This is a genomic window from Flavobacterium sp. Root420, from assembly GCF_001427905.1.
Classification (GTDB): Bacteria; Bacteroidota; Bacteroidia; order Flavobacteriales; family Flavobacteriaceae; genus Flavobacterium.
Map to the genome: position 1 here is coordinate 596,382 of NZ_LMEF01000029.1, position 26,999 is coordinate 623,380.

A 26,999-nucleotide genomic window follows, 5' to 3' on the forward strand; every position below is an offset into this window, starting at 1 on the left:
GCGATTAATAAGTAAGTATCGATAAAAAACCAATAACTTAAATCATGTATTTTAAACTTTCCTATTTAAATCTAAAGAGAATTGTCTTTTTAGTAATGGCGTTACTGGCCATTCAAAATGGTTACAGTACAACTAATTTTTCTGAAAAATCAAATGTAAAAAATAAAGTAGAAAAAGCGACATTAGTTTCTATTTTTTCAAAATTAAGTAAGCAAACAGATTATAAATTTAGTTATGGACAAGCTATTATTGCTGATAATACAGTTTATACGGTAAATTATACAAACGAATCGGTTTCGTTAATTTTAAGTGACCTTTCTAAAAAAGCTAATTTCAATTACAATATTAATGGAAAATTAGTTTTAATTCAGAAAACAGAAGCTCCAAAAACGACAACACATAAAGCGGTTGACAGAATCAAAGTAAAAGGAAAAATTGTTGATGAAAACAAAGTGCCAATTCCTGGTGCAACTATCATGGAGACGAGCTCATCAAATTCAACAGTTTCAAACTTTGATGGTGAATTTGAAATCACGGTGGGAGAAGGAAAAACAATCGAAATCTCTTATTTAGGTTATAAAACACAAACGGTGGTTGCAAAAAATGGTTTTATGACCATTCAGTTAGAACCAAATACATCTGAATTGGCAGAGGTTTTAGTTGTTGGTTACGGTAAGCAATCTAAAAAGGATGTTACCGGAGCGGTTACACAATTGGAAGCGGGCAATTTTAAACAAGGTATTTCTACCTCTCCAGACCAATTATTACAAGGAAAGGTTGCCGGTGTTCGAGTGGTAAGTACTAGTGGAGAACCGGGAGCGGGAGTAAATGTTACTATTCGTGGAGTTGGTTCTATCAGAAGCGGAAGTACACCATTGTTTGTGGTTGATGGTGTGCCATTATCAAACGACGATGTGAGTCCTGGTGCAAGTAATGTTGGTTTTGGAAGCTCGCAGGCTAAAAATCCGTTAAACTTTTTGAATAATAGTGATATCGAATCTATTACGGTTTTGAAAGATGCTTCGGCTGCTGCAATTTACGGAGCAAGAGGATCTAACGGAGTTGTATTGGTAACAACTAAAAAAGGATCGAAAGGTGAAGGAACTTTAACTTTTGATTCTTATACAGGAGTTTCAACAGTAGCTAATAAATTGGATGTTTTGAATGCTGATCAATACAGAAAAGCCATTAAAGATCCGGCATTTGACCATGGAGGAAATACAGACTGGCAAGATGTAATTTACAGAACGGCTATTACAACAAATAATTCACTGGCTTTTTCTAAACAAACAGAAACAGGAAATTATTATGCTTCTGCAGCGCAAATGAATCAGGAAGGAATTATCAGAAACAGTAATTTCAAGCGTATGTCGGGTAGAATTAACGCGGCTGAATCATTTTTGGATAACAAACGCTTGAAAGTAAAAATGAATCTTACGGCGAGTGAAACCAAAGACGATGGAGTTCCGACAAGTGATGACGGAGGTTCAAACGGGCAGTTGATTGTTCATACTTTAATGGCAAATCCAACAAGATCTGTTTTTGATGCGAATGGAAAGTATACCAATTTCAATATGAATGCGCATTACAATCCGGCTTATTTATTAAGTATTTATGATGACCAAACGCGTACACTAAGAGTTTTGGCCAATTTTGAAGCATCATTGCGAATTGTAGACGGATTGGAATATAAAGTAAACATTGGTTTTGATCGTTCTACAGCGGAAAGAAACACCACAATTTTTCCAAACTTAACGGATTTGAATCCAAAAGGGAAATATGTTCAAAATAATTTAGATTCAAAAAACTCTTTGATCGAGCATTATCTGACTTACAATTTACAGTTAGACAAACATAAATTAGAAGCTTTAGGCGGATTTTCTTATCAGAAGTTTGAAAGATCAGGAACAAGTTTCAGTATTGACGGAATTTCAAATCAGGGAGTTGGGGTACCACCATCAATTAATCCTGGATTTGCAGGCACACAATCCGGAGTTTCTGGTTATGCGCAGGAAAATGAATTGCAGTCTTATTTCGGAAGGGTGAATTATACTTTCAATGAAAAATATCTTTTAACAGCTTCGATGAGAGCAGACGGTTCAACTCGTTTTGGTGATAATAATAAATACGGATACTTTCCTTCAGCTGCTTTGGGTTGGAATATCTCTAAAGAAAAATTCTTAGAAAACGCTAAAGCCCTAAGTAACTTAAAATTAAGATTAAGCTGGGGGCAAACTGGAAATCAGGAAGTTGAAAACAAAATTACTCAGGCAAGTTATTCTTTATCAGGTGCCGACGGATATTATTTGTACAACGATTTGAATTTGGTAAACGGAGTTTCTGTAAACAGAACACCAAATCCTGATTTAAAATGGGAAGTTGTAACACAATATAATGCTGGTTTAGATTTTAGTTTTTGGAATGATAAATTCTACGGAACTTTAGATTATTTCAACAAAACGACAACGGATGCGATTTTGAATGTTCCTTCACAGGCATTGAGTCCAACAACTACAATCTGGACGAATATTGACGGAAAAATTATCAATAAAGGTTTTGAATTTATGTTAGGATCTAAGCTAATTGATAAAAAGGATTTCTCATGGAATATCGATGTAAACGGTGCTACTTTAAATAATAAAATTGAAGACCTTCCGGTTTCAGAAATTTTAAGCGGAACGATTTCAGGACCAGGACAATCCGGAGTAAATGCTAATATTTACAAAAGCGGTTATGCTGCCGGATCTTTCTATTTGTTACAACATACAGGTTTTGATGCAAACGGAGCGAATATTTTTAAAGATCAAAACGGAGACGGGAAAATTGATAACAGCGACAGAGTAATTATTGAAGGTGCATTGCCAACTTTCTATTATGGATTTAATAGTGATATGCGATATAAAAACTTTACGTTCTCGTTCTCTATCATTGGTCAAACCGGAGGATACTTGTTGAATAACACAGGATTAAACGCTTTGAACATAAACAATTTAGCTTCTGACAGAAACGTTGCTACAGGATATTATGAGTCGGGTGCAAATGCGACAAACTCACCAATTTTATCTACACTTTTCTTAGAAAAATCAGATTTCATTCGATTGAATACAGCTCGTGTTGGTTACAATTTTGATTTAAAAGGATTGAACTGGATAAACGGATTGACACTTTATGTTACAGGGCAAAACTTAATTACGATTACGAATTATTCTGGTTATGATCCTTTAATCAACAGCCCAAAATCAAACGGAGGAAATCAGTCTATTGGTATTGATTACGCTAGTTATCCAACTTCCAGAACGTTCAGTTTTGGAGCAACTTTAAAATTATAATTATTATGAAGACAAATAAAATTTTTAATATAAAATTAATCGCATTGTTCTCTTTCATCTGGTTGTTTGCCAGCTGTACTGATCTTAACGAGGTTGTTTTGGATGAGGTATTGGGAAATAATGCTTCTAATCCTGCTGGTGCACTTGCTGCAGCTTATGACAGACTGGGAGACGGAACTTTTACTGATCACGGAGCCATTTTTTCTTTACAGGAATATACAACAGATGAAGCTATTTTGCCAACCCGCGGAAGTGACTGGGGAGATGGAGGAAAATGGAGAGACATGCACGAATTTACATGGAAATCTGATAATGCCGTTGTAGGTGACAACTGGAACAAACTGACTAACGGAATTACACGTTCTTTAACAGCAATTCAGTCGATTGAAGAAAGTTCAATTCCGCAGAAAAAGTTGTTTTCGGCTGAAGCCAAAGCCCTTTTAGCGTATTATTTATACACGACTTTGGATTTGTACGGACAAACGCCATACAGAGATCCAATGAACCCGAATGCGCCTTTGCAAATTTTAAAAGCCGATACTCAAATCGATCAGTTAATTACAGATGTTGAAGCTTTGATTCCTGATTTGGCATCAATGGGTGAACAACAAACACACCACGGACGTTTTACAAAAGAAGCAGCGTATGGTTTTTTAGCTACTATGTATTTGAACCGTGCCGTTTTTAAAGATCGTTTTAATGCAAATTCAAGCTTTAATTTTAGTGAGCCTGCGGTAAGCGGTGGAGGAACTGATATGGATCGTGTTATTTATTACACTTCATTATTGATCAATTCCGGAAAATACAGTTTAGAAAGTGATTATTTCAAAAACTTTGCAAGAGACAATGAAAACGGTAAGGAACTTATTTTTGCTATTTCTCAAAAGATCGATTACATCCGTAACGGTTCTAATAGTTTTGCTTATGTGAGTATGGAGCGTAATCAGAGAACATCTGCTGCAAACAGAGGAACAAATGCTGCTTGTACAACACCTGAATTTTATGCAACATGGGATGGGAATCACGATGACCCGAGATTTCAACAACATTATCAATACGCAGATGGGACATGGTTTATGAATGACGGTACAGATGTAAGTGTTCCGGCAACAGATATTGTACCTAAAAGTACTAATTTACCTTGGTTTCATTTTAACAGAGGAATTCAGGCCGGACTTCAATATGGACCAATACTACTGCCTTCGGGATCTTTAGAGATGGTTGGGAACCGTATTAAAGTTTCTCCTTTATATATGGAAAAAAGCACCACTACAAGAATGGATTTCACACCATCATTAACGTTTAAAAATCCTGCTCAGGCTGTTTTTGCCCAAAACGAAATCAATCAGGGAGCCCGTGTTTTTAAATATGAATTTGATCCTGAAGGAGGAAACGGAAATAGTAATGTTGATATTCCATTGTTTCGTTTAGGTGGAATCTACACCATGAGAGCTGAGGCTTATTTCAGAAAAGGAAGTACAGGATTAGCAATGGATGATTTGAATAAATTACGTACCAGCAGAAAAAGAGAATCTTTGTATGCAAGTGCTCCGGGAAAAGCGCTTACTTCTTTAGATGCAGCGCAATTGTACAAAGAAATAGGTTTCGAATTGTACTGGGAATTGTACAGAAGACCACAAATGATCCGTTTTGGAAAGTTTGATTTACCAGGAACTGCAAAAGCAGCTTCACAGCCCTTTAGAAGAGTATTCCCAATTCCGCAGTCGACAATTGATGTGACGAAGGAATTCAAACAAAATCAAGGATACAATTAGTTTTGTGTTAGTTTATTTTTATTTATTTTTTTACAAAAAGCCTGTCCCAGAAAGACAGGCTTTTGTTTTTTTGTAAAGAATCAAAAAAATAAAGAAGTTTTCTTCATTATTTTTTATTCCATTTTGGTTTCAAATTATAATTTGAAACCATTAAGGCACAATACTTCAGATATTTATTTTTAATTCTATTTAGCTTTGAGAAAAAATGTAATATTTAATTGACAATTGAGAGATTAAGCTACTTTAATTTAAAAGTGACTGATCATCAGAATTATTAAAAAGAAAAGTAACAGTGTAGTATTGTCTGAAATTTCAATTTACAAGTAAATAAAATTATTAATCAAAATAAAAATTAGAAATCATGAAAAAGTATCATTTATTATTTGTTGTTTTTTTCTTTTCGCGGGTAATGTCGGCACAAAGTTCAGGGGCATTTTTACTTAATTTGTACGGAGGTTATATCTTAGGACAAGGTGGAATTTGACAACTCTTATGCTTATGTAGAAGATGGTTTTGAATATGGTGCAGGTTTTGAATATTTTATAATGGATAATGCTTCTATAGAATTAAAATATAACCGACTTGATACAAAAATGCCTTTATACACGAAGACTTTGACACCTAATAATCCTGTTCCCGCTGGGACTCAGCTTAATGCCGGAGATGATAAAGGTGCTATTAATTATATATTAGCTGATTATACGTATTATTTTGGATCAAGTTCTCAAAAAGCATTACCATTTTTTGGTGCAGGAGCAGGTGTAGCGATTCTGGAATCACCTCAAAGTGGCAACGGAACTTATTTTGCGTGGGAAATTAAAGCTGGTGTAAAAGTAAAAACCAACTCACCACTATCAATTAATCTTCATGCTTATTTGCAATCTATGTCGGCAGCTGTTGGATATGATTACTATTGGGACTACTATTATGGCCCTCTGGCGGTTACTGATTATGCGTCAATATTTCAGTTCGGACTGGGAGCTTCTCTAAGCTACGACTTCAGTAAATAAAAAACAGACCTTAAATCGAATTTCAACCTTAAAAATAAAATCATGAAAAAAATATTTTTATTACTTGTCTTAACCTTTGTGAGCGGATATGCGCAATCTGATTCCAGTCTTGCTGATGATGTTGCAGTAATCCAGAGTATTTATGGTAAATCTAAAGCTGATTTAGTGAAACAATATATGAACTTGTCAGAACCACAGGCATCAGCATTCCAGAAAATTTATGATGAATATGAAACGCAACGTAAAGCATTAGGGCAAAAGAAAATGTAATTAATCAATGATTATGCTAATAATTACGATAACCTTGATGATGCCAAAGCAGCAGAATTGACAGAAACAAATTTGAAAACTAATGCTGAATCAGATAAACTATTATCTAAAACATTTAGTAAAATGAAAAAAGCAGTTGGCGGCCGCAATGCTGCCAAATTTGTTCAGTTAGAGCAATATCTTCAAACCACTATAAGAGGAGAAATTCAAGATTCAATTCCGTTTATTGATGAAATTGAGAAATCAAGGATTAGTAAGTAAAGGTGCTAAGGGACTAAGATTCTAAGTTTTTAGCTTAGAACTTAGCAATTTAGAGCTGTATCTATTTAATTTGTCGCTCCCAAGATTCTGTGTTTTTTCCTCAGAACCTTAGTACCTCATAGTTGTTATTTTATAAAAAAGGACTGCAATGATATAATATTTGAATAATATACTAGTGGTATTTTTGATAATTCCACATAGACTGTGGAAAAATTAATATATCGACTGACAAATTAATAGTAATTCAAAATATAACATCATGATACATCAAATTGACACAACAGATAATATAGTAGCTTTTAGAGCATTGGCAGAAGTAACTAAAGACGATTTTCTAAGTGTAGTAGTTCCTGCGGTTGAGCATTTAGTGAAACAAATCAATGAAATTAATTTCTTATTAGTTTTAGATACAGACACAGAAAATTTCACGGCTGGTGCCTGGCTTGAAGATGCTTTACTTGGATTAAAACATCTTGGAAAATGGAACAGAGCTGCTATAATTACAGATTCAGAAGATATTATTTCTTTTACTAACGGATTTAGTTATGTCGTTCCGGGAGAATTCCACGGATTTAAAAAATTAGAATTTAATAAAGCCTTAAACTGGGTTGAGGGAAATATTAATTTGGCGTAGAACTTGTTTCAAGTTTTTTTTGTTCGCTTCGCCAATTCGGCTAAAGCCTCCAGGCAAGTTTCAGGTTCTCCGCGAACGTTAAAATAATAGCCATGAGTTCACGAATTTTTCTACATCATAGTAGACAATTAATTAGTGAATTCGTGGTTTTTTTAGTCTGCTGCTATTCGGTTCCAATAACCTGAAACTTGAAACAAACAAAAAAATAGCCACGCCTTCAAGAGTTTTTCTACAGAAGTAGACACTCAGGAATTTTCGTGGCTAATTTTTTAGTTTGTATTATTAGGTTCCAATAACTTGAAACATGAAGCAAAGAAAACCTGAAACAAAATTTTAGTGATTATACTCGATACCACTACTTTCAGTAGCTTCTCTTTTTGCTTTTGATGATTTTTCTAAATGTTTATAGCAGGCAGAAGCCAATAATGGCACAGCAAGACCACCTACAATTGCTGCAGTTTTATTGTGACCAACTTTTTTTAATACAGCACCAATAACAAGTGAACTGATACCGGCACAAACTAAATTTTTAACTGAAAGTTTTGATGCCGGGTTTGGTGTGATTCCGTGCAATAGTGGGTCTATAAAATTTAAATTTTCCATGATTATACTAATTTATTTGTTTGAACTTGTTTGTATTTTATGATGAAATCTTTTCATTATCTGTTTCGATCTCAATTTTTTCAATTTCTACTTTTTCTTTTTTAATGGCTTGTCTTAACAAAGCTAAAAGGCTCATATAGACGTTTGCTACAAAAACCAGCGAGAATCCTGCCAAAATGTAGCCACGCCAGTCATTTAACAAAAGTTTATAGTCTGTAAAGAATAAACAGGCAATTGTGACATAATGGCTAAAACAATATTCACACGTAAAAAGATAAAACATTTTTCGTGACAATAATGTCCTGTCATTTTGAGAATGTCTGACACACCATTCGCGAGGTTCCCGAAATATTTCTTCATGCGTTACTGTCCAACTGATACATGCAATTGGAACTGCTAAAACGAAAAGCCAAATAATTTGGGTTAAAAGATCCATAAATAGATGTTTTTCTTATTCTCTTGGATGCGTTTCAGGAAAATGTTCTGCCTCGAAATCGTCCATTTTGTCAGTGTCGTCGTCTATATGCTCTTCCTCGTCTTCGGGCTGACTATGATCATCGACATCGTCGGGAATGTATTCATTATCCTTGTCTTCATCATTGGTAATTAAACCATCTTCATTAATGATTCTTTCTTCATTCGGAATATTTTCATTACGGTTATAATCATTTGTCTCGTGATTTACATCTCCTATAAATTCCCCACGATACTGTTCCTCATATGGATCTTCATCTTTTTTATAATTATCAGTATCAATAAGTGTTTCCTGATCGATAAAATCCGGGTCTTTCGGGCCATAATTCTCGTTATTATACTTTTCCATGACATTTTAATTTTAATTGTTTTCCTGGAATAAATTTTCCGATTTTTTCTTTAAAGGCTTGTATTTTACAAAATTAGCTTTTGGCTCGTTTGAAATTGTTACAGAAAATTAGATTCTATTTCTATAATTATCAGTTGGAATAAAAAATAGGACAATTTTAATAGTTCAAATCATATAATTTTCGATAAAAATCATGTAAGCGCGTACTAATTATCACTATTTATATTTGTTTGTGAAATTGAGGATAGAAAAACCTCATCTGTTCTAATAAAAAATGTATCATTTAAATTTGAAATACTATGGCTTCTAAAAAGGTAACCGCTTGTTGCAAAGCCCTTATAGAAAAAAAATGGACTATAACTTTTGTAGAAAGTGCTTCGGCAGGAAAACTTAATTATGAGTTTTCTACCGTTATTGATTCTGGCAAAATTTTAATTGGCGGAATGATTTGTTATCATCCTTCAATGAAAGAAGATTTACTACACATCCCACATGGAACGATTAAAAAGTATACTGCAGAATCAGCCATAGTAACCAAATTAATGGCACAAAATTTTCATCGTCATGTCAAATCAGATATCTGTGTTGCTTTAACAGGACTGACAACTCCGGGAGGAAGTGAAAGTCCGACCAAACCTGTTGGTACTATTTTTATTCATATTGTATTTCCTGATAAAGAAATTGCTACACGACTTTTATTTAACGGATCACCTGAAGAAATTCTTGATCAGGCAACAGATGCTATAGCCGATTTGATTTTGCAAGAAGCTAAAAATTAGTATTCAAAAATGAAAAATCACTATTTATAGTGATGCGCTATAATAAGTGGGATTGTAATTTTGCATCATACTGAAAAAGGTAACCAACACCAACTTCAGTATATATTTTGAATAATGTACTAAGATGGCAAAAGTGAAAGTAGGATAGCTCTGAGCCATTGAGTAAAAAACTCATAATGGTGCCGCATATGTTTTTGGGGAAACAGTAAGCGGCACTGTAACGAGTGATTAAGCTACAACTTACAATAGTTGAAACATCAATCTACTAAACCATTTTCAACAGCATATTTTACGAGTCCCGCCGTATTTTTAGCATTTAATTTTGATAATAAATTACGACGATGTGTATTTACCGTATTAAGACTAATAAAGGTTTTTTCGGCAATTTCAGCGGTATTGTATTCATGTGCAATCAAAACCAGAATCTCTTTTTCACGCGAGCTTAATTCGGTTAAAGTCGAAACCTGTTTTTCAATTTTAAACTGATTTGCTAAATATTTTTCTTCTGTTTCTTCTGAGAAATAATTATCACCCTGAATAATAGAATAGATGGCTTCTAACAATTCTGATTTTTCAGCATTTTTCAAAAGATAACCATTAACCCCAATTCTAATTAATCTCGAAATAATGTTGACATTACTGTGTGTACTTAGTACGAGAATTTTTATTTCCGGATATTCTTTTTTGAGAATTTTGCTTAACTCAATTCCATCCATTTCCGGCATACTAATATCAAGGATGATCAAATCGATAGCTTCTTTTTTTATGATATTTAACGCTTCGATGCCGTTGTTTGCTTTTCCAACAATATTTATTTCAGATTCTTGTTCGAGTAACGATACAATTCCTTGTAAGAACATCGTGTGGTCATCGGCAATAAGCAGGTTAATTCTTTTCATTTTTCTAAAATATACTTTTTTCACTAAACGTTTTTATTCAACTGATCTATTTGATTTTTTACCGAAATCCCTTTTAAAGTATTTTTTTTAATTGAAACTGCAAGGGTTGGAATTTCTATATTAGCAATAGTACCTCTTTCTAATTTTGAATCTAAAGAGAATGTTCCGTTTAATTTTTTTACTCTGGTTTCTAAATTAATAAAACCAATTCCACGGGTATAATTTTGGGTATCGAAACCAATTCCGTTATCCTCAAATAAAATATTTAAGCAATCCTCGATGAGGTTTAATTGTAGTTCAGCCTTAGAAGCTTTTGCATGTTTGATTGTATTGGTCAAAAGTTCCTGAACAATTTTAAATGTTTCTATTTGCACCAGTTCATTCATCTCATTTATACTGGTTTTAGGATACGTTGTAAATGAGATTTCTAGTTTACTGGCATCACTTATATTGTTCAGATAAGATTCTAAAACTTCACAGAATTTATGATGGTTAAATTTTTTCGGAATCAGATTATGGGATAAATTCCGAACCTGCTGATAGGTTTCATCCAATTGTGCACTCAGGTTTTCAATTCGGTTTAAATTTGATGCATTTAAACTATTGAGTTGTAGTTTTATCGCCGCCAGATTTCCGCCAATACTATCGTGTAGTTCCTGCGAAATACGTTCCCGTTCTTTATCCTGGCCACTTATTGCCGCTTTGATTAGTTGAAGTTCCTGTTCTTTTAAAATACCGTTTAGTTTTTGGGTACTTATTTCTATCTGCTTTATATTTAATAAACGCTGACTTTTTAAACGCTTTCGATATTGAAATAAAAGACCAGAAGTTGGAATTAATATCAACAAGAAGGCAATTAGTATAAATATTTTAGTTCTTTTTTGCTGCGAAATTTCAAGTATTTTTAACTGTTTTTCTTTTTTAAGAAGTGAGATTTCGTTTCGTTTTTTATCCGATGAATTCCGGAAAAACAAAATCGCATTTTCATTTATTCTTTCCGTTATTTCTTTCTGAAGGCCCATGTTTTTTATGGCTTCAGCCTGATTTTCGAGTGCTAGTTTTTTGGTTTCATTTTCAAATTCCAAAATTTTAATAGCTTTTTCTTTTTGAGATGTTTGGTATTTTACCTCTAGTTCATGAATCTCTTTTAACTGCTGAAGTTTGTTGATAGAATCCTTAATTTGGTTTGATTTTCCTAACCAGCCATAAGCATTTTTATAATCTTCCTGAGCAATTGCTACTTTTTTGAGTTCATCATAAAAAGAGATTTGATTTTGAAGAAGACCATATCGAATCGCTTTTTGTAATGCTTCTGAAAAAATAAGTTTTGCTTCAGGATATTTTTTTTGTTCAATATAAATATCACCAATACTAGCATGCGCTATTATTTCAAGCTGATTCAATTCGTTTTTTTCGGCTATAACTGCCGCTTCCTGATACATTTTTAAAGCCTCACCAGATTTGTGTTGTAATTGATAATTGGAACCCAAACCAAGTAAAATAGCAGTTCGAGCTTGATTATTGTTGATTTTGTCGCAAAGTATTTTCCCTTTTTTATAGTAATAATTTCCATTATCATAGTCCTTCATTTCAGAATAGATATCACCCATATTAATGTAACTTCCTAAAATAACTTCCTGATCTCCTTTGTAATCAAGACATTTTTTAAAGAGTTCCAGCGCTTTATTGTAATCCCCTAAATCGCTGTATGTTTTGGCTAAGCCATGCGTGTGCGTATAGAAAAGGTTTGTTTCATGATATTTTTGAGCCGTTTCAATACCTTTAATATGCCATTTTTTACTTTCTTCAGGAAGGCCACGTTTTTTGCAATTGATCGCTAGTAAATTATAGCTCAGTGAAAAAAGTCTATTCTTGAGAGAATCATTTAAAGAAGTATTAAATTTTAAAGCCTGTTTTGTATAATAAAGTGATGAATCGATTACGGCTCTCTTATTAAAATAATAAGCCAGTAATAAGTTAGAACATGCAATAGTCCTGTTGCTTTTTGCAGATTGTAAAATTATTTTAGCTTTTTCAAATGCTTTTTTCTCGTCGCCTTTATTATATAAACAATAAAGATCAGAAATTGTTTTCTCTTCTTTTGAAACAATCTTTTTTTTATGTACCAAGGCTTTTTTTTCATTTTCAATTTGCGCAGACGCAGTGATGGAGAAAAGAAAGATGATCCAGAAATATAATCTTTTATATACCATATAATTTGCAATCAAAACAAGAAAATATACTTAAATGCTTGTGAATTTGATGTTTAGGTTTGTTTTAGGTTTTAAAAATACTACAAACACCTCATTTAAATTCTCTTTTTTAAAAGAAAAATGTTAGATAAATAAGATTTGTACCGAATAATTTTTATTTAAGCCATTGATTACATTGTTATCATTGTTTTAAAATCTCCCAGAAGAAATAAAAGTATTGGAATATCTGGGATTAGACTGTAAGAACCAACAATAATTTAAAAACGAAAGATTTTTCGTTGAAAAAGCAAGAGGGAAATTTTATTATTAAGTACTTATTTCCTATATTTAACAAATAGAGTTGTTTTTTACACTCTTATATTCTTCCACCAAAATGTCAGTTTTTAATTTTCAATTTATAAGATAAGCCTTAATGCTTCTTATAATTGATTAGTAAAGCGTTGCTAAAATTTAATTTTATTTTAAAAAAATGAACCCCCAAGTTTTTTTAGAATAAATAATTGTCGTTGATATACAATTTTAAACGCCTGTCTTTTTTACATACAGTTGCCCATTTTTTTGCAATAAGCACCAAAACAGTTTTAATACAAAGAATTTATGATATCAATTTACTCTTTGATTGATCTTAAAACGATTAAAAAAGTTTTAATTTATCTGTTTTTTATCTTACCAATTTATACAATTTCGAATGACGTAAATGCAAATACACACAGAATTATATGTCCAGAGGGAGAACCATTGCTTCTGCCAAATTATTTTTATTTATCGGGAACAGCTTATAAGGAGCCTGGTCTAAATTGTACAGTAAAAGCGGTTGTTCCTGAACCAATAATTACCGTTCAGCCATTTGGAACCACAATTTGTTCCGGGGGAAATCATACGTTATCTGTAACAGCCACTAACGATACGCCAGGCTTACTATATCAATGGTTTAGCAGTACAGATAATATTACTTTTACAGCTGTCTTCGGAGCAATATCAGCAGCATATATAACACCAGCTTTGGCACAGACGACTTATTATAAAGTAACTGTTTCAACTAGTGGAAATGAATTGACAATAACTTCAGTTGTTGCTCCGGTGGTTGTTCTGCCCAATATTTTAATTACTAAGCAACCTGTATTAAGAACAAATATTTGTGATGGTTCAACAGCAACTTTAAATGTAACAGCGGGCGGAGGTTCTGGTAATTATAGTTATCAATGGAAAAATTCTACGATATTAGCAGGTCCCTATACTACTATTTCGGGAGCTAATTCAGCATCGTATACAACTCCTGTTTTAACACAAAATACTTTTTATGTAGTTGAAATTTCAGATACTACTCAAGGATGCGTCCCTGTTACTTCAAATGTTTCAGTAGTTATGATTCCGGGTATTATTAAAGAGCCGGTAACTCCTGCTGCTATTTGTGTTGGAGGAACAATTTCACTGTCTGCTACAGCTTCCGCAAATGGAGGTTCCGCAACATTTAAGTATCAATGGCAGAGTTCTGCAGATGGCACAACAGCATGGACTAATGTTTCGGACGGGACAGGTAGTTCAACAGCAAATTATACTTCTGGCGGCTTAACAGGCACAACATATTATCGGGCTGTAATCACGTCCTTAAATCCAAAATGTACACTTGTAACGGATACAGTTATGGCAACTGTTATTTCTGATCCAACAATTACAATACAGCCAACAGGCGGAGATATATGCGAAGGAGGAACCTTTACAATGTCATCTGCTGCTGCAAATGGTTCAGGAAATTTTACGTATCAATGGCAAAAATCATTAGACGGATTAACAGGATGGACAAATGTAACTAACGGTACAGGTGCCAATACAACAAGTTATACAACTGGTACGCTTACCATGGATACTTTTTATAGATTAAAGGCAATCGATTCAGGCGTTGGTTGTGGTGTTGCCAATTCAAATCCGGCTAAAGTTGATATTTTTGAATCTCCTGTAATACATACACAACCTATAGATGGAAAAGTTTGTATTAATCAAACCAATACATTTACAGTAGTAGCTTCCGGAAATATTTTACCGGGAAATATAGTATATCAATGGCAAACGGCAACAGTTTCATTTGGACCTTATTTGAATGTAACTGAAGGAACAGGAGGTACAACAGCCTCATACACAACACCAACTTACGCAACAGCAGGAAATAGATATTTTAGGGTTTTAATCTCTCAATCGCAAGCAGCTTGCCGTACCATTTCAAATCTGGTTACCTTGAATGTGTCTGATAAAGCAGCAGCCCCAGTAGGCAGTGTTACGCAACAGCCATCATGTGAGAATGCTTATGGAACAATATCAATTTCAAATCCCGATTTGGGAACAGGATACGAATACAGTATCGATGGAGTTAACTTCCAGACAAGTAATGTTTTTACCAATCTTGCATCTGGTGTCAAACAGATCTCTGTTAGAAAGATTGGTTTAAATACTTGTATATCTCCCAATACCGAATTTACAATTTTCAATAGAGTATGTGCTGTCCCTGAAATATTTGCATCCATTTCAGGAGATTCGGGAGGAAACACGGCAACACATAGTATTTTAGATGCTGATTTAGTAAGCGGAGTAATTTTAAACCCGGCAGATGTGACTGTAACGGTAAATTCTATTTCAAGTTATTTAACATTTAATGCTCTTACAAACACTATTACTGTGTTACCTGGAACACCTGCAGATTATTATACACTTAACTATACAATTTGTGAAAATACAAATCCTTCCAATTGCTCTGCTGCTACAGAAATAATACAAGTAACTACAAGTGGAATAGATGCTATAACTGATATTGTTCCTGTTATATTAAATGGATCTGTAGGAAATTTAGCTGTTGTAAATGTTTTAACAAATGATAAACTGGTTGGTATACCGGCAACAACCTCAAATGTTCAAATTTCGGTTGTTCATCCAGCTTTGCCTGTTGACCCTAATGTTCTTTTAGTTCCTGTTTTAAATACCTCAACAGGAAATGTCGATGTACCGGCAGGGACAGTAACGGGAATGTACGAGATAGAATATAAAATATGCGAATTGGCTGCTCCGGGAAACTGCGATACAGCAAGAATTGTAATGTCAGTAGGAGTAGCCCATATTGATGCGAATGATGATAAAATTGAAAATATTAACGGGTTTCTTGGTCGGTTGAATGCGATTAATGCGATCGAAAATGACGAATTAAACAATGTGCTAATTAGTGGCACAACTTTTAATGACATAACGATAACGCAAGAGTCTGCTGCGCTTCCTTTATATTCAGGAGCGAACGTTCCGTTATTTAGTACAACAACAGGAAATGTAAGTGTACCTGAGGGAACTCCGGCAAAGACCTATTTTATTACTTACCATATTTGTGAGAAATTGAATCCGAACAACTGTTCAGATGCCAGTATCGCAATTGTTGTAGATGCCAGTCCGCTCGTCGCTAACGATGATATTGTGAATAATATTAATGGTTTTGAGGGAGCTGGTAATGTAATTAATGTTTACGAAAACAATGATTTTTTTAACGGAGGTATTGTTAATATAAGTTTAGCTGGTTTTATTACACCAAAAATTCTGAGTCCGGCTGCTGCTATAAATGGTGGTCCTGTGCCTGAATTGATTGTCACTACCGGAAGGGTGAATATTCCGGCTGGAACTCCGGCAGGAAAATATCAGATCAAATATCAGTTGTGTGAAAATCTTAATTACGGCAATTGTAATGATGCCATAATTACAATAAATGTAATTGCACCTACCATTACCGCAACAGATGATTTACTAACAGCGGTAAATGGCTATAGTGGTAAAACAAATCTTTTATTCGCTTATGATAATGATTTATTAAATGGAGGTACACTTGATCTTAATACTGTAATCCCTACTGTTATATCTGGTCCAAGCGCAATAAACGGAGGCCCAATTCCGTCATTTGATACAGCAACAGGGGGTGTAAGTGTTCCTCCGTTAACTCCTGCAGGAGAATATAAATTTGTTTACAAGATTTGTGAGAAGTTAAACCCAAACAATTGTGATGATGCAGTCATAACTATTGTTGTTGTTTCGGCTCCAATTGTTGCAGAAGATGATGTTCCTTTTGAAGCTGTAAATGGATTTACAGGAAATCCAAACACTTTAAATGTTTTAGATAATGACACTTTAGATGGTCTTGTAGTAAATCCTTCAGAAGTTGAAATAAATGTTCTGATACCGGCCACTTCTATAAATGGAAATCCTGTTCCGATTTTAAATCCCCTAACCGGAAATGTTAATGTTCCGGCGGGTACTGCGGCAGGCAGCTATTTTATAACGTATCGTTTAACTGAGAAATTAAATCTTACCAATAGCGATATAGCAGTTGTAATAATAGATGTTATAGCGGCAGCTATTGAAGCAAATGATGATACGGTTGCAAATATTAATGGTTATATCGCAACGGTGAATGCAATAAATGTTTTAACTAATGATACACTAAATGGCCTAAGTGCAAATTTAAATCAGGTAACTATTACAGTTGATGCTCCTGCACAATCAATTAACGCAGGGCTTGTTCCCGTCCTGCAGCCATTAACTGGTATTGTAAGAGTTCCGGCGGGAACTCCTGAGGGAAATTATGAAATTAAATATCATATTTGCGAAAAAATAAACCCTGCCAATTGTAATGATGCAATTGTATTTATTAATATAGTTGGCGCACCAATTGACGCAGTTGATGATATTTCTTCAATTCCGGTTAATGGATTTGCAGGTGCAGCAAATGTGGTGAATGCTTTGACTAATGATACTTTTAACGGAATTGCTATAATTCCATCCCAGGTAACCATAAGTAATGTCATTCCGGCGAGTGCTATTAATGGTGGAGCAATTCCGGTATTAGATGCAACAACCGGATATGTTAGCATTCCTGAAGGTACAACAGCAGGTGCTTATTTTATTACCTATCGTTTAAACGAGAATATGAATCTTTCAAATTTTGATACTGCAACCATAACGATCGCAGTTACAGCTCCAGGTATTATTGCTAATAATGATTCTGTGACTAATATTGATGGATGTAATGGAGCAAATGATGTAATAAATGCTATTACAAATGACAGATTAAACAGAATGGATATTCCATTAATTAAAATTGATATTACACCACTTAGTACAACAACGCCTGCAGATTATGTTTCAGGAAATCCAATTCCGGTACTGAATGCACTAACAGGAAATGTAGATGTACCAGCTGGAACATCAGAAGGAAATTATACCATTCATTACAGAATTTGCGAAAAATTAAACCCTTCAAATTGCAGTGAAGCAGCTATTAGCCTGAATGTATCGGCAACAATAATTGATGCCAACAATGATTTTTCGAGTAATACTAACGGATATACAGGAGCTTACAATGTTGTTAATGCGCTAACAAATGATCAGCTTAATGGTGTGCCAGTTCAAACACTTCAAATTGATATTCATTCCATAAACACAATAGTACCGGCAACTTCAACAAATGGAATTGTGCCGGTATTAGATTTGTCTACCGGAAATGTTAACGTTCCTGCTGGAACGTCGGCAGGAACTTATACAATTCAATACAAAATTTGCGAAAAATTAAATTCGGGCAATTGTAACCAGGCAATAATTGTAGTTATTGTAGAGGCGCCTCAAATTAAAGCCGAAGATGATTTAATTTCTAACGTTGAGGGTTTTCCAGGTGCTCCAGAAGTAGTGAATGCTCTGACCAGCAATGACAGCTATAACGGAGCATTTTTAAGTGATATTAATTTAGTAAAAAGCACTATTATATCTCCTGCAACACCAATTGATGGAGGTGTAGTTCCTTTCTTCCTGCCTGCAACCGGACTAGTTACTATTCCGCCACGAACTCCCGCGGGAACTTATCAAATTAAATATGTAATCTGTGACAGGCTCAATCCTTTAAATTGTGATGAAGCAACTATCACGGTTCTTGTAGTAGTGCCGCCAATTGTTGCAAGTGATGATTTTGTAGATAATATTAACGGAAGTACAGGAGCAAATAATGCATTAAACGCTTATGATAATGATACTTTAGATGGCAATCCTATCACAATTTTGAATTCCGGAGGTACATTAGTTTCCGGACCAGGTACTATCAACGGGGCTCCGGTTCCTGTATTTAATAGTGTGACAGGAAATATAGATGTTCCATCAGGTACGCATGCGGGAGAATACTTTATTGTTTATAAAATTTGTGGCAAATTAAATCCATTTAATTGTGATGAAGCTGTGATTAAAATTAGAGTGGTTCCTGCACCAATAGACGCAGTTAATGATACAACTTCTGGAATCAATGGATTTGTTGGAACAACAAATGCTATTAATGTTTTAGATAATGATACTTTGAACGGAGTTTTAGTTAATCCGGCAGCTGTACTTATTACCAATGTTATTCCGGCAATAGCAATAAACGGGGGAGCACTACCAGTATTAGACCCCGCAACAGGTGTTGTTAATGTAGCGGCAGGCACAACTCCGGGAGTCTATACAATTACATACACGCTTCGGGAAGTATCAACCATGAGCAATAATGATATAGCTACTGTTACAATTGTAGTTGATCCACTTGTTATAGAAGCCAACGATGATATTCTGGCAAATAGTAGCGGTTATATTGCAACAAATAATGCGATCGATGTTTTGGCAAATGATACACTTAACGGGGCGCCAATCAGTTTAAGCAATATTACTATCATAGTTGATGGTGTCGCAACGCCAATTAATAACGGGCCAGTTCCAATATTTGATCCTTTAACTGGAAAAGTACATATTCTGGCAGGCACTCCGGCAGGAAATTATGAGATTAAGTATCATATCTGCGAAAATCTAAATCCAGTCAATTGTAATGATGCAACTGTCTATATCACAATTATTGGAACACCAATTCTTGCTGTTGATGACACAACAGCCAATGTTAACGGGTATATAGGTGCAGGCAATGTTATAAATGCAATTGCAAACGACTCGCTAAACGCAGCTACAGTTCAATTGACGCAAATAAATATTAATTCATTAAATACCACAACTCCGAGAGATTATGTTGCAGGAAATCCGATTCCGGTTCTCAATACCCAAACAGGAAGTATAGATGTACCTGCAGGAACTTCAGCGGGAGTGTATACCATTCATTATAATATTTGCGAAAAACTGAATCCAACAAATTGTAGCGAAGCAAATAGTATTGTTGTGGTACATGCAGCTAAAATAATTGCTAATAATGATCATAATATCACTGTTAACGGTTATACAGGAAATCCAAATGCATTAAATGTTTTAGACAATGATACTTTTAACGATTCTTCAATTGATGCTAAAAAAGCAAAAGTGGTCGCTATAAATAGTAGCCAAATCACCATTACAATTTTAGATCCGGCAGATCCTATTAACGGAAACCCAAATATTCCTGTTTTAGATCCTGCAACCGGAATCATAAATGTTCCTCCGCAAACTCCTGCTGGATTATATACGATTCAATACAGGATTGCAGAGAATTTAAATCCGTCAAATTTTGATGACGCTACAGTATTTGTTATTGTTACTGCAACGGCAATTGAAGCCAATAATGATACTGTATTAAACATAAATGGTTTTAACGGTCAGGCGAATGTTGTAAATGCCATTACCAATGATAAACTAAATGGAGTTGCAATGCTATTGTCTGAAATTACAATAGGAGTTGTAACACAAGCGATATCAATTAATGCTGGCCCAGTACCAACATTAGATATTGTTTCAGGGCAGGTAAATGTTCCGGCAGGCACATCAAGCGGAACGTATACCATTCGTTATTCTATTTGCGAGAATTTAAATCCAATAAACTGCCGTCAGGCAGATATTCTTTTAACGGTTATTTCAGGACCAATTATTGCCAATGACGATGCCACAACCGGAATCAATGGTTTAGACGGAGCTGCCAATGTGGTAAATGTTTTAACGAATGATTTAGTAGAGAACATCGCACCAACTTTATCTCAGGTTAAAATAACGGTTTTGTCTCCTGCGAATCCTATTTCCGGAGCAGTAGTTCCGATACTGAATGCAACAACAGGTTTGGTAAGTGTTCCGGCCGGTACACCATCGGGAGTATATACTATTGTTTATGGAATTTGTGAAAATCTGAATGCCGTAAATTGTGATCAGGCGATCATTAAAATCTCGGTTTTGCAACCTGGAATTACATTGGTTAAACAAGGTGTTTTCTCTGATACTAATGGCGATGGTTACGCACAACCCGGAGAATCAATTCGCTATTCATTCCGCATTACAAATACAGGAACCATAGATTTGACTAATGTTACGGTTACAGATCCAAAAGCAATTATTACCGGAACTTCAATTGGGACATTAGCCGCAGGACAGTTTAATACAACCAATTATACGGGAACTTATGTGATAACACAGGCTGATATCAATGCAGGATTTGTTGTCAATCAGGCTTTGGTTAGAGCTCAGCCTGCCGTCGGAACTGCCATTCAGGATTTATCAGACAGCAATGATCCGAGACTTATTGGTAATGATGATCCAACGGTAACACCCGTTATTCAGTTTAAAGATTTAACATTAATTAAAGGAGCACAATTAACTGGAAACGGAGACGCTGGTTCTTTAATAAATTATAGTTTTACTGTTAAAAATACAGGAAACGTGCCTCTTACAAATGTTACAATAACAGACCCGATGTTGACTACAACTTCAATACCGGCAACACCAAGTACGTTGGCACCTGGTGCAACAGCAATAGCGACGGCTTCTTACACTGTAAAAGCAAGCGATGTTGCAAATGGAGAAGTAATAAATACCGCTCTTGCGATTGGTGATGATCCACAGGGAAAACCTGTTACAGCTGTTTCAGACAGTACTGATCCGACACTGGCCGGCGATGATGATCCGACCGTTATTGATTTGACTCTACGACCTGCAATAGCCCTGGTTAAAACAGCACTATTTAATGATGAAAACAAAAATGGTTATGCAGAAATAGGAGAGACCTTGACTTACCGCTTTGCAATTACCAATACCGGAAATGTTGACTTAGCAAACATTGTTGTAAAAGATCCTAAACCCGGAGTTGCGATTTCAGGAAATTCGATTAGTCTGAAACAAGAAGAAAGTAATACCACTGCTTTTGTTGGCAACTATGTACTAACTGCAGCTGATCTTGATGCAGGTCTTGTAGAAAATCAGGCTGAGGTTACTGCCTTAAGCGCTAATGGATTAACAGTAAAAGATCTTTCTGATGACAACTTTATTTCAGAAGATAACCCTACGGTTCTTGCTTTAAACGCTTGTAAAGTCACGATTCACAATGCTTTTTCTCCAGATGGTGATGGTCAAAACGAGCTCTTTAAAATAGATGGCATCGAATGTTATGCTAACGCATATGTACAAATTTATGACCGTTGGGGAGTTCTGGTTTATGATGCTTATAACTATGATAATAATGCAGTAGCCTTTAGAGGTATTTCTGAAGGAAGAGCCACTATCAATAAGCAAAAAGGATTGTCGGACGGAACTTATTTCTATGTCATCACTTACACCACATATCTGAATGAACCAGTAAGTAAAACTGGATATTTATATATGTCCGGGAAGAATTAATGAGAATATAAAATTTTAATGCAGAGAATTCAGGAAAAGGCTATTTATTCCGATAGCCTTTTTTTATTTCAGCACAAATCCATTCTCTTTCAAGGTATTCAGAACCTCAGCTATAATTTTAGAACGGTTTTCTGAATCATTTTTCCTGACGCTTGTTTCTTCCCAATAACGAATGTTCAACTGTACAATTGCAGCAGTGACATCGGTTATAGCGACGGCATCATCATGATCTTTGTCGCTTACTTTGTCATTTTGTTTAAGTACTTCCTTTACCAATGAAATAGCACGGTCATAATCTGATCCATATTCCAGGCCAACTGTAAAAGATTGCAACAAAAAACCGCCACTACTATAGTTGATTAAAGTGCTTTTAATAAGTAAGGCATTCGGAATATAAATGATTTTGTTATCGCTTTTGATTTCGGTATCACGCAGGTTTAAGGTAATAACTTCACCTTTTACACCATTGCTTTCAATAATATCTCCTATTGAAAAAGGTCTTTTAAAAGCAAGAAGAATTCCGGCGAGAAAATTTTCTCCAATATCCTTAAGGGCAAAACCGATGATAAAAGCAGAAATTCCGGCTCCGGCTAAAATACTTTGAGCAACTCCGGTAAGGCCAATAATTCGGAACATGAATAATAAGCCGATAATCAAAAGAATATATTTAATCAATCGGGCAATAAAGGTTGCAAGCAAAGGATCGTCCATTTTTCGCTTTAACCTGAGGTCTGCAAAGAGTCCGATTCTGGTGGCAATAAACCAGGATAGGAGCAGGGTAAGTATAGCCAGTAATAATTTTGGAGTCAAATCGACAAGGCTGTAATAATAATTTTCTACATGCTTAAAAATGTCCTGAATAAAATTTTCCATAATGATAATTTTTCATGAAAAATAAATTTACGTTTTATTCAAAAAGCACGAATTATAGAAAAAATCAAAAATCTTATAAAATTTTAGCGTTTGACCGACTCGGTATTTTATAAAAGATTCTGGAGATCCTATAAAAGATAATCTGCGCTCTGAGTTAATTTTAAGCTTAATTTTTAAATCGTGAAATCATGAGATCAATATGGACAGGTTCAATCAGTTTTGGTTTAATAAATATTCCTGTAAAATTATTTTCAGCTGTACAGGAAAGTAATCTCGATTTGGATATGCTGGATTCAAAAGATCATTCGAACATTACTTTTAAAAGATTTAATGAAAGTACGGGTAAAGAAGTAGCATATGGAAATATCATTAAAGGCTACAAAATAGAAGACAAATATGTAATACTGGAAGAAGAAGATTTTCAGGCTGCAGATGCAGTCAAAACAAAAACTATTGATATTCAAAGTTTTGTATCTGAAAAAGAGATTGACAGTATTTATTATGAACAGCCTTATTTTCTGGAACCTGACAAAGGCGCAATGAAAGCGTATGGCTTACTTCGTGATGCACTTGCATCTTCTGGCAAAGTGGGTGTTACCAGTTTTGTTTTGCGTAATAAAGAAGGTCTTGCTATTTTAAAGCCTTATAAAAATGTTATTGTTTTAAACCGAATCCGATTTGAACAGGAAATTAGAGATCCATCCGAATTAAAACTTCCTCCGGTGGCTAAAACCAGCGCGAAAGAAATTAATATGGCTGAAAAATTAATTGATCAGCTTACTGAAAAATTTGATATCAGTAGTTTTAAGGATGAATATACCGCGAAACTTTTGGATATCATTAAAAAGAAAGCCAAAGGAAAAGTAACCAAAAAACCGGCAGAATTTAAGGTGGTTCATAAACAATCTGATAATCTTATGGAAATGCTAAAAGCAAGTTTAGATACTAAAAAGAAAAAGTCTTCTTAGCCTTTGTCGTGATCTTCAATTTTTTTAATGATCTTCTTAACATTGGCTCCTTTCTCTAAAATTGGTTTCCATAAATCACCTTTTTTATCAAAACGTTGCAAGACATTTTTTATGGTAAATTGCGATGGATGCAAATTGTCATTTACTTCACTCCATTCTAGAGGAGTAGAAACTGTTGCGCCAGGTTTAGGACGAACGGAGTACGGCGCTGCCAAAGTTTGAGCACGTCTGTTTTGTAAAAAATCAATATAAATTTTACGATCTCTTTTTTTGATGCTGCGTTCTATGGTTGTTGTATCGGGTAAACGTGATTGCACTTCTTTGGCTATTAATTCGGCTAAAATCTTTGTTGAATCGTAATCGTATTGCGCCCCTAACGGAATATAGACATGTAAGCCAGAAGCACCCGAAGTTTTGCACAAACAGTCGGTTTCCAATTCATCCATGACTTCTTTTACGGTTAAAGCAGTTTTTACAACTTCGGTAAAATCTTGGTTGTCAGGGTCAATATCAATCACAAGCCAATCCGGATTATCAATATGCTGAATGGTAGAATTCCACGGATTGATTTCAATGCAGCCTAAATTGGCCATATAAAGCAAGGTTTCTTTATTGTTGCAAATAAGGTAGTTTATATCAGCATCATTCGATTCAGAGAATATTTTTTCTGTTTTTAACCAGGACGGACTTTTTTCTACATCCACTTCTTTTTGATAAAAACTAGTGCCGTCAATTCCGTTAGGAAAACGATTCATCGATTGTGGTCTGTTTTTTAAATAGGGAAGCATCAAATCAGCAACTTCATTATAATACTGAATAATATCTCCTTTGGTAATTTTATCATCAGGAAAATAAATTTTATTCTGATTGGTTAGATGAAGTACCGTTTTGCCCACTTTTAAATCAAAATCATCCTCTGTTTTATTTTTTTTAGTATCCTCCATTTTTTCTTCTTCTTTTAGTTCAGTTGGATTTTTAATATCCGTTGGTAAAAAAACTTCATTGGGTTTTTTGTCTATTCTCAAACCAAGATAGACAGGATGTCTGAGTCGTTTATCATCTGTCCATTCAGAAAATTTTATTTGGCAAACTAATTTTGGTTTTACCCATTGAATGATATCTCGTAGCCCCGTTTTTTCGCCCAAAGGAGATTCGGCTATAAAATACGGCTGTAATTTAGTGTACAATTCCTCAAGTATTTGTTCTGTAAAACCGGTTCCGCATTTTCCAATATACTGAAGTCTTTTTCCATAATATTGCGCCATCAAAATGGCTCCAAAATGTTTTCTGGAATTCTTTGGCTCTGTAATTCCTATGATAATTGCTTCTTCCTGATTGGCGGTTTTAATTTTAAGCCAGTCATGACTGCGTTTGTCAGATAGGTAGATGCTGTTTGCTTTTTTTGCAACAATACCTTCTTCTGTTTTTTTGCTAGCGAGTTCAAATTGTTTTATCCCGTCCCCAATAGTATGGTCGGCATAAATAATATTTGAAAAATTATATTTATTAAATAAAATTTTCAATAGTTCTTTTCGGTCCAGAGTAGACAATTTGGTAACAAGATTTCCGTCTAAATTCAGCAAATCAAATACATAATATTTTAAATTTCCAAAACCTGTTTTAAGGTAATTTTGAAGCAATTGAAAACTTGCTTTGCCTTTTTCGTCTTCAACCACAATTTCTCCATCCAACACAACTGCATGGTCAATTTTTTTTAATTCTTCTGCAATAGGTTTAAAATTAGTATTGAAAGAGATTTCATTTCTACTGTATAATTCAACATCATCATTTGGGTTGATGACCGCAATAGTCCTGTAACCATCATACTTATTTTCAAATATCCAATCTTCACTATCAAATGCCTTATCCGTAATTGTGGCTAACATCGGTTTAATGAATTCAGCAGGTTTACCAGACTTTTTAACTGTTTTTTCGGTTTGCTTTTCCTCGTTGGAATCCGGAACTACTTCGTTTTTAGTAGCTTTTTCTCCCAATTCATCTAACGTTCTTTTAGAAATAACCGATTTATCTTTTTGCAATATGTCATTATCGTTGACATATTTATCATTTTTCTTGATTAATAACCAGGCATTTTCCTGTTTTCCATTTAATTTTACCAATGAAAATTCACCTTTAAGTTTTTCGCCAGTAAGAATAAAACTCAAACGGCCTTTTTTTAAGTTTACCAATAACGTTTTTTCAGGTGTTGTTGTTTTTTCTGATGGGGTATAAGTTCCTTTATCCCATACAATGACATTTCCGGCACCGTAATTTCCAGCCGGAATAGTACCTTCAAAATCTTTATAACTGTAGGGGTGATCTTCAACCATCATAGCGAGACGCTTAACGTCAGGATCCATCGAAGGTCCTTTTGGAACCGCCCAACTTTTAAGAACTCCATCCATTTCCAGCCTAAAGTCATAATGTAAATGTGAAGCTGCATGCTTTTGCACCACAAAAATCAATTTATTTACTGATTTTTCAACTTTGCCTTTGGGTTCCTGTGTTTGTTTAAAATCTCTTTTTTTATTGTATTTGGAAAGTGACATAGGTTAGAATTGAGGAGTTAGGAAAATGAGTGAACTGGCTCAAACTATAAAAAAAATAATAGCTTAAAATTTTAAATGATTATTATGCTGGTTATAACAACAAATATAGAATTGAAAAAGAGGAATTTTTTTATAAGATTCTGTCTAACGATTTCATAATTATCAGATTTTATTGCAAATAATCCGTTAAACATAACTAATGGTTCAACGGTTGAGATCCAAATATTCACAATGACCAGATATTGTCTCCCAAGCTTTCAACCTTAGGCTATAATTGATTTTGCACAGATTTGTTTAAAACGTTTCAACCGTTGGGAAACGTTCTGATAAAGTATTTACATTGACTTACAATAAATTGTATAAGTTCTACGATTAATTATGTAAGATTTTCTATATTT

Annotated in this window: 17 protein-coding genes; 10 read left to right on the top strand and 7 right to left on the bottom strand. The window is 34.5% G+C overall.

Annotation, left to right across the window (positions count from 1 at the left end; all coding sequences use genetic code 11):
• Nucleotides 1-44 precede the first annotated feature (44 nt).
• From ASC72_RS16775 to ASC72_RS16795, 7 genes are all read left to right on the top strand, one after another.
• Nucleotides 45-3,329, top strand: a complete 3,285-nt coding sequence (locus ASC72_RS16775; RefSeq protein ID WP_056193184.1) for a SusC/RagA family TonB-linked outer membrane protein — start codon at nt 45-47, stop codon at nt 3,327-3,329.
• A 5-nt stretch (nt 3,330-3,334) separates the two neighbouring features.
• Nucleotides 3,335-5,104, top strand: coding sequence for a RagB/SusD family nutrient uptake outer membrane protein (locus ASC72_RS16780; protein ID WP_056193189.1), 1,770 nt, complete (start codon nt 3,335-3,337; stop codon nt 5,102-5,104).
• Between the two features lie 361 nt (nt 5,105-5,465).
• A complete protein-coding gene (locus ASC72_RS24710; RefSeq protein WP_256380485.1) occupies nt 5,466-5,588 on the top strand; it encodes a hypothetical protein in 123 nt (40 codons plus the stop codon).
• Complete coding sequence (locus ASC72_RS16785) at nt 5,578-6,114, top strand: hypothetical protein (protein WP_241775739.1); 537 nt, start codon at nt 5,578-5,580, stop codon at nt 6,112-6,114. Before ASC72_RS24710 ends, ASC72_RS16785 begins: the two co-directional genes overlap by 11 nt.
• A 42-nt stretch (nt 6,115-6,156) precedes the next feature.
• Complete coding sequence (locus ASC72_RS24605) at nt 6,157-6,384, top strand: hypothetical protein (RefSeq protein ID WP_241775740.1); 228 nt, start codon at nt 6,157-6,159, stop codon at nt 6,382-6,384.
• Nucleotides 6,385-6,507: 123 nt separating this feature from the next.
• A complete protein-coding gene (locus ASC72_RS24610; RefSeq protein ID WP_241775741.1) occupies nt 6,508-6,645 on the top strand; it encodes a hypothetical protein in 138 nt (45 codons plus the stop codon).
• A gap of 259 nt (nt 6,646-6,904) precedes the next feature.
• The gene (locus ASC72_RS16795; RefSeq protein WP_056193191.1) at nt 6,905-7,279 is read left to right on the top strand and encodes an STAS/SEC14 domain-containing protein; all 375 of its coding nucleotides are present in this window, start codon (nt 6,905-6,907) and stop codon (nt 7,277-7,279) included.
• 333 nt (nt 7,280-7,612) lie between these two features.
• Here the strand turns inward: ASC72_RS16795 and ASC72_RS16800 are convergent, their stop codons facing one another.
• From ASC72_RS16800 to ASC72_RS16810, 3 genes are read right to left on the bottom strand one after another with little or no spacing between them, the layout of a single operon-like run.
• On the bottom strand, nt 7,613-7,882 hold the full coding sequence (locus ASC72_RS16800) for a hypothetical protein (protein WP_056193194.1): 270 nt from the start codon (nt 7,880-7,882) through the stop codon (nt 7,613-7,615).
• 37 nt (nt 7,883-7,919) lie between these two features.
• Complete coding sequence (locus ASC72_RS16805) at nt 7,920-8,318, bottom strand: hypothetical protein (RefSeq protein ID WP_056193197.1); 399 nt, start codon at nt 8,316-8,318, stop codon at nt 7,920-7,922.
• A 15-nt stretch (nt 8,319-8,333) separates the two neighbouring features.
• Nucleotides 8,334-8,705 carry a hypothetical protein gene (locus ASC72_RS16810; RefSeq protein ID WP_056193200.1) on the bottom strand — a complete coding sequence of 124 codons (372 nt, stop codon included), beginning with the start codon at nt 8,703-8,705 and terminating at the stop codon, nt 8,334-8,336.
• 299 nt (nt 8,706-9,004) lie between these two features.
• On the opposite strand from ASC72_RS16810, the gene ASC72_RS16815 reads away from it, so the two are divergent.
• On the top strand, nt 9,005-9,484 hold the full coding sequence (locus ASC72_RS16815) for a CinA family protein (RefSeq protein WP_056193203.1): 480 nt from the start codon (nt 9,005-9,007) through the stop codon (nt 9,482-9,484).
• 257 nt (nt 9,485-9,741) lie between these two features.
• Here ASC72_RS16815 and ASC72_RS16820 read toward each other — a convergent pair whose 3' ends face one another.
• Both ASC72_RS16820 and ASC72_RS16825 read right to left on the bottom strand, forming a co-directional pair.
• Nucleotides 9,742-10,383, bottom strand: coding sequence for a response regulator transcription factor (locus tag ASC72_RS16820; protein ID WP_056193207.1), 642 nt, complete (start codon nt 10,381-10,383; stop codon nt 9,742-9,744).
• 23 nt (nt 10,384-10,406) lie between these two features.
• Nucleotides 10,407-12,596, bottom strand: a complete 2,190-nt coding sequence (locus tag ASC72_RS16825; RefSeq protein ID WP_056193209.1) for a tetratricopeptide repeat-containing sensor histidine kinase — start codon at nt 12,594-12,596, stop codon at nt 10,407-10,409.
• A gap of 597 nt (nt 12,597-13,193) precedes the next feature.
• Here ASC72_RS16825 and ASC72_RS16830 point away from each other — a divergent pair.
• Nucleotides 13,194-22,211 carry a gliding motility-associated C-terminal domain-containing protein gene (locus tag ASC72_RS16830; protein ID WP_056193212.1) on the top strand — a complete coding sequence of 3,006 codons (9,018 nt, stop codon included), beginning with the start codon at nt 13,194-13,196 and terminating at the stop codon, nt 22,209-22,211.
• Between the two features lie 63 nt (nt 22,212-22,274).
• On the opposite strand, the gene ASC72_RS16835 is transcribed toward ASC72_RS16830, so the two are convergent.
• A complete protein-coding gene (locus ASC72_RS16835) occupies nt 22,275-23,084 on the bottom strand; it encodes a mechanosensitive ion channel family protein (protein ID WP_056193215.1) in 810 nt (269 codons plus the stop codon).
• Between the two features lie 188 nt (nt 23,085-23,272).
• Between ASC72_RS16835 and ASC72_RS16840 the strand changes: the two genes are divergently transcribed.
• The gene (locus ASC72_RS16840) at nt 23,273-24,052 is read left to right on the top strand and encodes a Ku protein (protein ID WP_056193219.1); all 780 of its coding nucleotides are present in this window, start codon (nt 23,273-23,275) and stop codon (nt 24,050-24,052) included.
• Here the strand turns inward: ASC72_RS16840 and ligD are convergent.
• Complete coding sequence (ligD, locus tag ASC72_RS16845) at nt 24,049-26,601, bottom strand: DNA ligase D (RefSeq protein ID WP_056193222.1); 2,553 nt, start codon at nt 26,599-26,601, stop codon at nt 24,049-24,051. The genes ASC72_RS16840 and ligD overlap by 4 nt on opposite strands.
• Between the last annotated feature and the right edge of the window lie 398 nt (nt 26,602-26,999).